This is a genomic window from Parapedobacter sp. (assembly GCF_035556095.1).
In the GTDB taxonomy this organism is placed as follows: domain Bacteria; phylum Bacteroidota; class Bacteroidia; order Sphingobacteriales; family Sphingobacteriaceae; genus Parapedobacter.
Genome location: NZ_DATMFT010000002.1, coordinates 15606 through 27977, shown reverse-complemented (window position 1 = coordinate 27977; position 12372 = coordinate 15606). Strand labels below are relative to the sequence as shown.

16 protein-coding genes are annotated in these 12372 nt (G+C 53.1%); 15 read left to right on the top strand and 1 reads right to left on the bottom strand.

The genetic code is table 11. The features are described 5' to 3' along the window. Window positions 1–11: 11 nt before the first annotated feature. Together VNQ80_RS00305 and VNQ80_RS00300 are read left to right on the top strand one after the other, a co-directional pair. Window positions 12–914 (top strand): helix-turn-helix transcriptional regulator, encoded by a 903-nt coding sequence (locus tag VNQ80_RS00305; RefSeq protein ID WP_325635177.1) that lies wholly within the window; start codon window positions 12–14, stop codon window positions 912–914. A 129-nt stretch (window positions 915–1043) separates the two neighbouring features. Continuing rightward, the gene (locus VNQ80_RS00300; protein ID WP_325635175.1) at window positions 1044–1922 is read left to right on the top strand and encodes an RteC domain-containing protein; all 879 of its coding nucleotides are present in this window, start codon (window positions 1044–1046) and stop codon (window positions 1920–1922) included. Between the two features lie 349 nt (window positions 1923–2271). Here VNQ80_RS00300 and VNQ80_RS00295 read toward each other — a convergent pair whose 3' ends face one another. Further along, on the bottom strand, window positions 2272–2466 hold the full coding sequence (locus tag VNQ80_RS00295; protein WP_325635173.1) for a hypothetical protein: 195 nt from the start codon (window positions 2464–2466) through the stop codon (window positions 2272–2274). A 76-nt stretch (window positions 2467–2542) separates the two neighbouring features. Here VNQ80_RS00295 and VNQ80_RS00290 point away from each other — a divergent pair, with 76 nt between their 5' ends. From VNQ80_RS00290 to VNQ80_RS00230, 13 genes are all read left to right on the top strand, one after another. After that, the gene (locus VNQ80_RS00290) at window positions 2543–3523 is read left to right on the top strand and encodes a toprim domain-containing protein (protein WP_325635171.1); all 981 of its coding nucleotides are present in this window, start codon (window positions 2543–2545) and stop codon (window positions 3521–3523) included. Window positions 3524–3683: 160 nt separating this feature from the next. Then, entirely contained in the window at window positions 3684–4355 is a 672-nt protein-coding gene (locus VNQ80_RS00285; RefSeq protein WP_325635166.1) for a plasmid mobilization protein, read from the top strand. A 10-nt stretch (window positions 4356–4365) separates the two neighbouring features. Next, window positions 4366–5523: a relaxase/mobilization nuclease domain-containing protein gene (locus VNQ80_RS00280; RefSeq protein WP_325635164.1), complete on the top strand. Its 1158-nt coding sequence runs from the start codon at window positions 4366–4368 to the stop codon at window positions 5521–5523. A 21-nt stretch (window positions 5524–5544) separates the two neighbouring features. Continuing rightward, window positions 5545–6180: a ParA family protein gene (locus tag VNQ80_RS00275; protein ID WP_325635162.1), complete on the top strand. Its 636-nt coding sequence runs from the start codon at window positions 5545–5547 to the stop codon at window positions 6178–6180. After that, entirely contained in the window at window positions 6177–6551 is a 375-nt protein-coding gene (locus VNQ80_RS00270) for a hypothetical protein (protein ID WP_325635160.1), read from the top strand. The genes VNQ80_RS00275 and VNQ80_RS00270 overlap by 4 nt, the downstream gene beginning before the upstream one ends. Next, on the top strand, window positions 6548–6910 hold the full coding sequence (locus VNQ80_RS00265; RefSeq protein WP_325635157.1) for a hypothetical protein: 363 nt from the start codon (window positions 6548–6550) through the stop codon (window positions 6908–6910). Before VNQ80_RS00270 ends, VNQ80_RS00265 begins: the two co-directional genes overlap by 4 nt. Window positions 6911–6912: 2 nt before the next feature. Further along, window positions 6913–7227, top strand: a complete 315-nt coding sequence (locus VNQ80_RS00260; protein WP_325635155.1) for a DUF4134 family protein — start codon at window positions 6913–6915, stop codon at window positions 7225–7227. 31 nt (window positions 7228–7258) lie between these two features. Beyond that, a complete protein-coding gene (locus VNQ80_RS00255; RefSeq protein ID WP_325635153.1) occupies window positions 7259–7573 on the top strand; it encodes a DUF4134 domain-containing protein in 315 nt (104 codons plus the stop codon). Beyond that, window positions 7573–7872, top strand: coding sequence for a DUF4133 domain-containing protein (locus VNQ80_RS00250; protein ID WP_325635151.1), 300 nt, complete (start codon window positions 7573–7575; stop codon window positions 7870–7872). Before VNQ80_RS00255 ends, VNQ80_RS00250 begins: the two co-directional genes overlap by 1 nt. Beyond that, complete coding sequence (locus VNQ80_RS00245; protein WP_325635149.1) at window positions 7853–10351, top strand: TraG family conjugative transposon ATPase; 2499 nt, start codon at window positions 7853–7855, stop codon at window positions 10349–10351. The genes VNQ80_RS00250 and VNQ80_RS00245 overlap by 20 nt, the downstream gene beginning before the upstream one ends. Window positions 10352–10373: 22 nt before the next feature. Continuing rightward, a complete protein-coding gene (locus tag VNQ80_RS00240; protein WP_325635147.1) occupies window positions 10374–11036 on the top strand; it encodes a hypothetical protein in 663 nt (220 codons plus the stop codon). Then, the gene (locus VNQ80_RS00235; protein ID WP_325635146.1) at window positions 11033–11689 is read left to right on the top strand and encodes a hypothetical protein; all 657 of its coding nucleotides are present in this window, start codon (window positions 11033–11035) and stop codon (window positions 11687–11689) included. The genes VNQ80_RS00240 and VNQ80_RS00235 overlap by 4 nt, the downstream gene beginning before the upstream one ends. Then, on the top strand, window positions 11686–12372 hold the full coding sequence (locus tag VNQ80_RS00230) for a hypothetical protein (protein ID WP_325635144.1): 687 nt from the start codon (window positions 11686–11688) through the stop codon (window positions 12370–12372). The genes VNQ80_RS00235 and VNQ80_RS00230 overlap by 4 nt, the downstream gene beginning before the upstream one ends.

The window sequence follows — 12372 nt, the reverse complement described above, 5'->3', positions numbered from 1 at the left end:
CGGGTACAGAGATGCACATAGTCACCTTTGTATTCACCCTGCTGGAATGTGCGATGTTCTGTGTACAATTGGCCCTTTACCTGATACGTCCGTCAGATCGCCACCGTGGGTATTTTCTTGTGTTACTTGGTCTGCTCATCGTCTACAACATCACCGGAGGCCTGTTCCCCGATCCGACCATCGATATACCGATACATATCCAAAACATCATCGCCTATGGTACCGGCTTCCTGACGGCAGCGTATTTTCCGTACTATTTCTACCGTGTATTCAATTTGCGGTTATTGCGTTTCCATGCGCTGTATGGAGTACCGCTGTTCCTGCTGCTGCCGTTCCTCTTGTTCTTTGTGATCAGCTATGCTTGGCATAAAGATCTCAATTTAGCCATCCGGTATGGCGTAGTGGTGCCTTTTTATTACTCGATGGTGTTACTCTGGGCAATCCTACGTGCCATCCGGGTTGCCTATAGGGAGAACCGAAACAAGAAAAAGTATGTGGAGGAGATACTGATGTACTTGGCGGTGGCACCCTGGTCGGCCATGACGCTTATCGCTTACTTCGAATTAGGGCAGCTGACCGAGGCGCTGTTTACCAATTTGGGTTTTTTGGTGATCACTGCATTGTTCATCTACCGATCGGTCACCCTGAGCCGCGCCGAGCAGCGGCAACTGGACAATCTTCGCCAACTGACCATGGATACGGAGGTCATCCGCACGAACTGCGCCCGCGAAATGCTTACTCCTCGGGAGACGGAAATAGCCGTTCTGCTTTGCCACCGTCTCAAGCGCCGTGAGATTGCCGATAAATTGTTTATCTCCGGCCGCACCGTGGACAAACATAGCGAGAATATTTTCATCAAGGTCGGCGTTACCTCTCGCGAGGAGTTGCTCGCCAAACTCAATACGCCGTCCTGACCAGGCACATAATAGGTGAAACATACCTACTCAAGTACGCTAAACCTACGAAAGGTTCTTGTGTGCGGCGCTGTAATTTTGGGGTTCCTTTTCCCTATTGTTGGGAGGGATTTACTAAAACATCGTGCCATGATAACCCAGGACATCGAAATCCTTTATTCCGGTATGACGGAACAGTTGGAATCCATCAACGGAACATTAAAAGACTCTCTTTCTAATTTGACCGACTCTCTTTCCTGCATCGCTGCAACCATACAGCACCTGCGGCAATACCTTCGGGCACATCCCTTTGCCGATGATCGCGATGAAATCCATTTTTTCAAGTACACCAAACCACGGTTTTATTGCTGGCATATCTATGTGGTGGAACTGCACCACATCCTCGGTGCCCTGCCTGTCGGTACCGACCAAATGGTCCGGGACTACTACATGGACGAATTGAGTGTCATCAACCGCTTTATCCGCCAACACGCTTTCGGCTATGAATACTATCTAGCTGACGAGACGGCCAAGGATGCGGAATTTTTCCTTTGCCGGAACAAATCCACTTTCTCACCGGGGCAGGAACATCAACCGGAGGATAGCGGGTTTTCCACCGAAATGGACTATCTGTTTTCGATGTTCCGCGCCTATGAAATGGTGCGTGATTTTATCATACGCAGACTCCGGCTGCTCTACCGGAATCCTGACAACTCAATCATGTCCGAGCTGCTCGTCGGTAGAAAACGTCGATGGTCTGGAGATAAGGTTGAGCTAATCGAAATTGCTTATGGTATTTACTATACGCAACGTATCAATGATGGAAAAGCAGAGATTTCGGATATTGTAGGTTGGCTAGAGGAAAGTCTTGATGTCGATTTGGCGCAGGCTTATCGTATGTTCGTCGATATTACCCGTCGTAAAACCGTCAGTCATACCAAGTACCTCGATGAAATGCGAGGGGCCATTCATGGCCACATTGAGGAATCCTTTAAGTACAAGCCCAAAAAGCGAATACCTGAAAATTAATTTACTTGGAAGTTATCTAAGAATCTGCAAAATAATAAGCCTTCCCAAGGTGGCGAACTTGTTAAAAGATTTCGCTCATGCCATCCTAGAAATCAATACAAATGTCGCTGAAGTCGAAATAGTTCGTTTGTTTTCTGGGCTATCATGAAATTTATACGCTTTTTTTCGCCAACACCGGGCTGACCAAACCAAAAATCCCCACCAAAACCAAAAAATCCCACTCAAAAAAAATCGATACCAACATTTTCAAATTGGGAAATCCCCGTCTGCACCCTCGGCAATTTTGACCCCATAAAAGGACACGTTCTTTGACATTTGGGGAAGAAGCGTTTCCGGTGAGAGCCGGGAATTACAGTGCAGTCGGTCGGTCTCCCGCCGCATACGTGTATGCAGCAGCACCCGTCCCGATGAACCATAGGCAGCCGGTTTCGGCGGGTATGTAATTACCCACGTGAGTATTCCCGAAAACATTATCAATATAGAGTGTCCACTCGCGTAGCGATACGTCAACAGGATCAACAACAATCCGAACGATAGAAATCAAAACACCACCAAGAATATAACCAGAGGGGGGCTCCGGCCCCCTTTATTATTTCAATAAACATAAAAACGAAATTATTATGGCTAAATGGATAAATGCTGAGCAGATTAAAGACCAAGTATCGTTGGTCGACCTGCTCACCCGCCTTGGCCACACGCCAGCTTACCGCTCGGGCAGAGAACTGTTTTACAGGAGCATGCTCCGTGAGGAACGTACCCCTTCGCTCTGTGTCAATGACACCATGGACGTCTGGTTCGACCACGGCGGCCAAGGCCGATCCGGTATCAGGGGCGGCAATGTCATCGACTTCGGCCTCGCTTATTGGCATCCGACGACCTTTCCCGAGGTGGTGGAACGGATCAGCAACATCATGGCTATTCCCGTGCAAACAATGGCGCTAGATTACAAACAGCGGAAACGCCCACGCCAGCAGGCTAAACGCGTGGCCAACTACCGGGTTGAAACTGTCAAGGAACTGGATAGCCACCCTGCAATTACACGCTACCTGAAAAGTCGCGGGATATGGGAGGCCGCCCAGGGAAAGATTAAGGAGGTTTATTATGCTGTCGACAGTGGCCCTAAGCAGGGTAGACAGTTCTTCTCAGCAGGCTGGCAGAATGAAGCCGGAGCATGGGAACTCCGCAACCGCGTGGGCGACCGTGACTTCAAGGCGTGCCTCGGCCGCAAGGCCATCACCTTCTTGCCCGGCGATCCCAGCAAACTTTCGATGTTCGAAGGTTACATGGACTACCTTAGCTGGAAGACCGATAATCCAGCCGCTTCCGACACGGTTATCGTCCTCAATTCAGTCAACCTGATTGACGCCGCGGTGGACAGGGCGCGTACCTATGGGCAAATCAACGCCTATTTCGACCGCGACCGGGCGGGCGAAGTGGCTTTTCATACCCTGCACAATGCGTTGCCGTATGCCCGCGATGGCTCCGATGCCTATAACGGATACAATGATTATAATGAGATGCTCATGGCCCGTCCGCCACGCCGCCTCCCGTGGGAGGAAGAACATATTTTCGAGAAGGTCATGGCTACCTACCAACGGTGACTAGGCGGTTTATATAGTATTATGCTTTGTTGATAGGCTGACCAAGCAGCTATACAATAGGCCGTTTTGTCGCTAAGCTACCTAAGCGATTTACTAATAGGCTGCATAAGTGCTAGGCGAATTGGCAAGCCAAGTGATTAGGCGATAGGCTATATAAACGTTGAGATACTTACAAATCTCCGGAGTTTACGCACGCGGCCAGGAATGCGTCCGCAAGCGTAAACATCCGGTCAGCAGCCAAAAACCCTACCACATCACCCCGTTGTTTTGTCAGCTGCAAGTTGTGTTTTCGGGACCCCCGAAAACCATCTTGCCTTTGCCTTGCGGCACCCCTATCGGGGAGCCTAGGGCAAAAGGGAAAAACCTGCGCAACTTGGTTTTTCTTCCTAAACAGTGGCCAAAGATCATATTAAAGCCCATGGACAAGCCCAGAAAAAAGCCTGGAAGGCCGCCCATGCTGACCGGTAAACGCACCCGCCTGATCAAGGCAAAGCTTACCGACGAGGAATTTGCCAAGCTGCTGGAAATCCAGAAAGCCTCCGGCATGAACCGCATGGAACTCATCCGCAGGCGGGTACTCGGCGGGTACTCGGCGGTGGCCGTAAATACCGTGGAACTGCTCACCGCTCTCGATACCATCGGTGCAGAGTTGGGTCGTGCTGGCAACAACATCAACCAACTGGCCCGACACGCCAACGTCCTGAACAGGCAGGGCAGGATCGCACCGGAAGTCGTAACCGAATTCAACCGCCTGTTTACGGATTACATCCGCACCCAGCGCAAACTTGAAAAGAATTTCCGCCAGCTGCTCCGGGCGATGAAGCATCCCTAACAACCGCAAGATGATCGTGAAGATACTTAAGAAATCTGCCACCTTCAAGGCTGTCCGGTACAACACCGGAAAAGTCGATAACGACCGGGGCGAGTTGCTGCTTGTTCAGAATTTCGGCGCACTCCAAGGGCTTGAAAACCTTCGGCCGCAAGACTACATCAACTATCTCGAGGCCGTATCGGCACGCAGCACCCGCATCAAATACCCACAGTTCCACGTCGCTATTTCGACAAAAGGTCGCGCCCACAGCAAGGGGGACCTCTCGGACATCGCCCAAAAGTGGATGGAGGGCATGGGATACGGTAATCAGCCCTACCTGCTCATCCTCCACAGAGACACGGCTAACAACCACGTGCACCTAGTCTCCACGCGTGTGGGCAGGGATGGGAAAAAGATATCCGACAAATACGAAAAGCTACGGGCATACCGAGTATTGAATCAAATCATAGGCAAGAATGAACGGCAGGCCACCTCCGTCGACCTGCAAAAAGCGCTCGGCTACAGCTTCTCTACCCGCGCACAGTTCATGATGATCCTCGAAGGACAAGGCTATGCACTGGCATTGAAAGATGGCGTATACGCCATTTCTAAATACGGCAGGGAGCTTGCCAGCATCGATGTGGCCAAAGTGGATGAACGGATCGCCGCACGGGAAAAGGACAAAGGTAGGGTCGCGCAGGTGCGTGCAATTATCGAAAAGTATCGAAGCAAGTACGATTCAACGCCGTATACGACCGATGCAGGATACACTTCAACACTGTCCTCCTTCTTACATGAAAAATTTGGGCTACAGGCCGTATTTCATGGTAAGAACGGAAAGCCGCCGTATGGCTACACCCTCATCGACCATGCTGCAAAAGCCGTCTACAAAGGCGGTGAAGTCATGCCGTTGGCGGAATTTATAGCGCACCAAGCGGCTACAGACGGGCGGCAACAACCCCATAGTGACCCTGCGGAATCCCTTGCTTGGTCTCAAACCAAACCCCCGGTCGACCGACCGCGGGAAACCGACCCCGCCGTCGATACTACCGATCCAGTCGACCATGCTAGCGGTCTCGGCATGTTCATACCGGATTTCGACATCAGTATCTCGGACGATATCGACGACGAGGCCACCCTCGGGCACAACCGCCGCCGCAAGAAAAAGGCACGCACCAACACCAGATGACACAATTTAAAACTCCCCATTATGGTAATCTTGATAGGAAACCAAAAGGGCGGCGCAGGCAAGAGCACGCTCACCCTGCTGCTGGCCAATTACCTCACCGAGGCGCACAAACGTAAGGTGACCGTACTCGATATGGACTACCAACAGTCTGTAGCGGCTAAGTATGAAAAGGCCAAGATACTGGACAATCCCGCACCCTATGAAGTCATTCCGGCAGACTTAACCCATTTTCCCATGCTGCTTGAAGTGCTTACCCGCAATCCGAAAGAGACGGTGCTGATCGACCTGCCCGGCAAGATGGATGACGACGGGCTAATTCCGGTTATACTCTCGGGCGACCTTATCCTTTGCCCATTCAACTACGATGAGTTTTCGGTCGACTCGACGCTGCTTTTCGCGATGGTCGCCGGAAAGATCAACAACCGTGCATCCATCGTTTTCGTGCCTAACCGTATCAAAGCCACCGTACGCTACGACACCCGGCAAGACGTGGACCGGGCGCTATCAGGTTTCGGAACCGTCAGTCCGGGCATCGCCGACCGCATCGGCTTCCAGCGGGTGGACACGCTCCACACCCCAGCCACGGTTCTACCTGCTGTGCTACCGGTACTCGACCTGATCTATGGCAGTTATTTCATTAAGGAGGCGGCTAGATGAACGAAATCAAATCGCTCGCCGACCAGCTGCGCGAAAAGCTGCGTACCGGCGAAACGGAAAGCGACCGGCCGACCGCAAAAGACAAAACGGCACAAGGCCCTCCGACGAAACCCAGAAAGCCCCCGAAACGTTTCGAAGACGACCAGAACGCCACGGAATTTTTCCAGGCAATCGATGCGTTTAAACTCGAAGGCACCGAGAAAAGCCTCATCCGCGTAGACAGCCGGACGATGAACCTGCTCAAGCGTATCAAGCTGGCCAAAGGTGTCGACATGAACCGCTTTATCGTGTATGCGCTGCATCAGTACATCGGTCAGCACCCCTGGCTACCGAAACACATCCAAGAAACCCTTAAAAACTCAGAACCATGAACTGGACAAATTTCTTACTCACCCTCGCTCTCATTTATTTGGCCTATTACGGCCTCAACCTCTTATACGACCTGTTCACCACCCGGAGGCCACCCGGTACCGAAAAAGCGGGGAACGTGCTCTTTTTCGATGAAGACGTCCGCCCCGAGATCATCGAACCGGCAGACGACCCGCTACCGGAATCCGGCGCGGAACCCACCCAACAGGCACAGGACGAACCCGACGTCACACCGGTGGCCGCGCGGTCACCGGTCGGGCTGTCCGGACCGATCCTTTCCACCGGGGCGGTCGGGCTGAAGGAGCTGTTCAACCTCGCCAAGGACAATCTTATCGAGCATACCCGCGCGATATCCTACTAACCATGCAGCAATCTTTCATTGTAAGGATGGCCATCATCATCCTTTTTTGTACCAAGCCCATTGTGGGCAGCGCACAGCCCGGCATTGGCGAGTTTTATAAAGCATCGGGCGAGATGCATCGCTGGTATTTCAGTCTCTCCGATCTGGTGCTGGTCATCGGTGCGATCGCCGGCATCCTCGGTGGGCTGCGCATCTATGCCAATTGGCAATCCGGCAAGCACCATTACATCGACGCACAAGTCATGGGCTGGTTTTTCTCATGCCTCTTCCTTACGCTTGTCGGCACCTTCCTCAGAGCCCTTTACGGGATCAGTTAACCCATATTTCTCACCTTCTAATCATTTTCCAATGACAGTGACAACTAAAAGATTGTTCGCGTTTACTACGCTTATCCTAGCCGCTGCAAATACCCTGCTTGCGCAGGGCGGCGGGGGAACCACCGGTATCAATGCCGCCACTTCTTCACTTACCAGTTATGTCGATCCCGTCTCCACGCTGACCCTGGCCATCGGGGCCGTCGTCGGCATCATCGGCGGCGTCCGTGTCTACATCAAGTGGAACTCAGGCGATCAGGATATCAATAAAGAATTGATGGGCTGGGGCGGATCCTGCCTCTTTCTCGTACTGGTTTCGGTGGTCATCAAGGCATTCTTCGGCGTCTGATGATCCGCTACTTCTCCATATACAAGGGGCTTCAGAAGCCCCTTGTATATCGGGGGTTCAAAGGAAAGTTTATCGGCTGGGGCATCGGCTCGTTGGCGCTCGGACTGGTGGGTGGCGGACTAACCGGAGCACTCACCAATATGTACCTCGGTGGGCTGGTCACCATCCTTGCCATCGCCGGAGGACTCACCTTCACTTTCCACCGCCAGAAGAACGGCCTCCACGACAAGACTCGCCACAAAGGCATATTCATCCACCCCGTACATCTCAAGACCAACTATGCAGACACATCACCCTAAGACGGCATTCCGCATGCCCTATGCTGGCATCGACCATTACCATGGGGAGGCCCTGCTGTACGGTGAGCGGGGCGACTTCTCCGCTCTGCTACGCATCCGCAATCCCGTCATGCAGTACGGAGCCGATCCGGAGCCCTATATTGCCTACCACGGCGTGCTGCTCAACATGATTAAGATACTCGGCGAAGGCTACATTGTCCAGAAACAGGATATCTTTTCCCGCGGACCCTATCACGCGCCGGAGGCGGACGAATTCCTCCAGCGCAAATATAACGAGCACTTCCAAGGTAGGGAGTACACCAGCATCGACACGTTCCTGACCATCACCCGACAGGTGAAACGGGGAACCTTTTACGTCCACGACCCCAGAGCGCTGGCTGACTTCAGCCAGGACATGGATAAGATCCACGACTTGCTGCATGGTGCAGGCATGCAGCCGCACCGCCTCGGCGAGCCGGAAATACGCAACTATGTATCGCGCCTGTTGGCAATGGACTTCGCATCGGAAAATATTGTGTTGGACAACCTGCTGGCGAGCGACCGGCAACTTGATATGGGCGACCGGACACTCCGTAGCATCAGCCTGATCAACACCGACACCATCGACCTACCTGAGACGGTCAGCACCTATACCCAAAAGCAGGATGGACGCAACCTCCGGGACTTCCCGGTGGACAACCTCTTTTTTCTGCACCACGTGCCTGACTACCGCTGCATCATCTACAACCAGCTGATTGAAATCCCCGGACAACAAGCTACGCTGAACAAACTCGAACTAAAGCGCAAACGGCATTCGGGCGTACCCGATCCGGCCAACCTAATCGCCGTGGAGGATATCGACCAGTTGCTGGTGGACGTAGCTCGCGAGAACCAGTTGCTGGTCAACGCCCACTTCAACATCGTCCTGTGTGCCGAGAGCGAAAAGATCGGCAAGGCCGCCAACTACGTCGAGGCCGCCCTCTTCCAACAGGGCATCATACCCTCCCGGAATAGCTATAACCAGCTGGAACTGTTCCGGACCGCATTGCCGGGCAATGGCGTGGAACTGAAAAAATACGACTGGTTCCTCACGACGTCCGATGCGGCCCTCTGCCTGCTCTTTAAGGAATCCATGCAAACCGACGATGATTCGGACTTTTTAATCCGTTTCACCGACCGGCAGGGGGTACCCGTGAGTATTGACCCGGCGGACCTGCCCATGCGCACCGGAAGGATCAACAACCGCTCGAAATTTACGTTGGGCCCTTCGGGATCGGGCAAATCCTTTTACATGAATGCGCTCGTTGAGCAGTATTGCCGATACAACATGGACGTAATCATTGTCGATACCGGCGACAGCTATTCCGGGCTTTGCAGTTACTATCGTGGTAAGTATATTACCTACACAGAGGAAAAGCCCATCTCGATGAATCCCTTCGCTATTTCGCAAAAGGAGTTCAACCTCGAGAAAAAGGACTTCCTCAAGACCCTGATCGCTCTGCTCTGGAAAGGGGCTGACGGACAACTCTCCCAAATTGAGGATACCGTGCTGTCCAACGTACTCTCGTCCTATTATTACGAGTACTTCTGGCTCGATCCCGGCCCGGAAAATCCGAGTAGATCCGCGAAGCTGGACTTCGACTCCTTCTATACCTATTCGGTGGGCCGGATACGCGAGATCACCGAGCAGGAGTCCATCACCTTCGATCTGGATGAATACCGCTACGTGCTGCGCAAGTTCCATTCGGGCGAGGAGTTCGGCACCGTGCTGAACGAAGATGCCGACTCGTCTTTGTTCTCCGAACGTTTCATTGTGTTCGAAATCGATAACCTGAAAGAGAACAAGGTGCTTTTTCCCATCGTGACCTTGATTATTATGGACGTGTTCCTTCAGAAGATGCGCCACCGTACGTCGCAGCGCAAAGCCCTCATTATAGAGGAAGCGTGGAAGGCTATTGCGAGTCCGCTTATGGCTGGGTACATCCTCTATCTGTATAAGACGGTTAGGAAGTTCTGGGGAGAGGTCATCGTGGTCACCCAGGAACTCGGGGACATCCTCGGTAACCCCATCGTCAAGGACAGCATCATCGCCAATTCCGATACGATATGTCTGCTCGACCAAGCCAAGTTCCGCGAAAACTACGATGCCATCGCCAAACTGCTATCCATTACCGAGACCGAGCGGCGCAAGATATTCACGGTTAACCAGCTTGATAACAAGGACGGACGGGGCAGGTTTAAGGAGGTCTATATCCGCAGGGGCACCACCGGTGAGGTTTACGGTGTGGAAGTATCGATTTACCAGTATTTGTGTTACACCACAGAAAAACCCGAGAAGAACGCCGTGCAGACCTACGTCCGTGCGCATGGTGATTACCAGTCTGGACTCGAAGCCTTTGTCACCGACATGCAGGCCAGCGGCCTCGCCCTCGGCGCGTTCGTCTCTAAAGTCAATGAAGCCGGGCGACCGATAACGTCCCGAGAGCCGCACATCGATTAACCACTTTAACCCATTTCCAACCATGAGAACATTATGCACATTGTTGGGCATGTTCCTTTTCGGGACGCAGCTGCATGCCCAGATTTATATCGACCCGGCGGTCGCTGCCGCCACGGGTGCCCATGCCGCCGTCATCAACGGACAACTCAATACCACCAACGACAACCTCACCCTCATCCAGCGGGGGCAGCTGGCCGTCACCGGACAGCTGGTCATCGTGAACGATTTGCAGGACAAGATATACAAGGGGCTCAGCGAAGTCTCCGCCGTGGTGCGCAACCTGCTTGCCGTAAAGGATATCGCCGACATCAGCACCGACATCGTGCGAGATGTGAACAAAGCGATGGACATCGCGGGCAGCAATCCTGTACTGCTGCTGTTTGCCGAGGAAGGTGCAAGGGAGTTCAAAAACCGCGCAACGGCACTGGCCGCCGAAGTTGGTTCCTTCGTCACCCGCGGTGGGCGCGACAACCTCATGGACTCGGGCGAACGCGCCAAGCTGCTGAACCGGATCGTCACCGAACTGACCATCCTGCGCGGTGTAGCTTACGGCATGTACCGATCCATGTATTGGGCCAAGCAGCGCGGCATCCTGAATTCACTGAATCCGTATGCGGGTTTCATCAACATCGACAAGCGGATTGGCGATGACATTGTCCGCAATGCGAAATACCTGCGGCAATGAGGACGCTGATTATTATGGGTCTATTGCTCCTCTGCATTTCCCAGACCCATGCACAATTGAACGTTGAACTATTGCACCAACTTGTCCAGCACAGCAAGGATGAATACGGTCGCCAGCAAACCGCCCGCAATCGGCAAGCGCTTACCTCGGCAAACGAGGAAGTCAACCGCTCCAAAATGGGCGACCTCAAACAGAAGTACCGTACCCTGCAAAGCCGGTTCCATACCATTGGTCTTGCCATCGATGCTACTCAGATCGGGTTCCAAGCGGCACCGATTATCCGGGAGATTGTGGAACACCAAGCAACCATCGTCCGGCTGGCGGGACAGGACCCGATGCTCATCGCGATGGCCTACCAGACCGAAGTGGATTTGGCAGACCGGGCCTACCGGCTCAGCCGGTACCTCTACGCACTGGCCATCAGCATCGGCGATATCAACCAGATGAAAGCCAGCGATCGCAGACTTCTTTTCGGTCACGTACTGACCGAGCTCCGGCGTATCGCCGGGGCCTCCCGCGGGCTTGCCGCCAATATGTATCACGCTAACCGTAAACGGATACTCGAATCGATAAATCCTTTCGGGGAGTATGTAAACCGGGACCGGCAGCTGGTGGACAACATCCTCTCCAAACTCAAACAGATCCGGCAATGAATAGAACGAAAACAATGATACTGCTATTTGGCTTGATGATGGGTGCCGAGTTGGCGCAGGCGCAGAGCTACGTTACCATTATCTATGATAGCAAGCACCTAGCCATCATTGGTCAAAATGCCGCCGCGCGATCCGCTGCAGAAATCATGCACAACAGCTACCTGTCAACGATCAAGGATCGCCTTAACGACATCAACATCAACGTCAGTTCCGTGGTCATGGTGCAGGACATGATCCATCGGGCGCTCACTGAGGTAGACCAGGCACTACGCACGGGGCTGACCGTCCGGCAGATCGGCCGCATCGGTGCCGATATCATCCGTGAGTGCAACGGAATGGTGCAGACCGCAAGGGATGCACCGCACCTGCTGCTCTTTGCGGAGGACGTGGCTAGGCAAATGAAAAGCCGCGGCGTAAACCTCGCCAGCGAGGTCTCCGAATTTGTCCTCCAAGAAGGTCGGAATGTACTGATGGATTATGAAAAGCGTGATGCCCTACTTCGCAAGATACTCCTTGAACTCCGCGTGATGCGGGCACTGGCTTACAGCATGCACCAATCCATGTATTGGGCAAAGTTCAATGGCATATTCCGCACGCTCAATCCTTACCAGCAGTTCATCAATCAGGACAAGCGGTTAGTGGACGATATCATCTATAAATCCAACCTCTTAACAGATCAATGA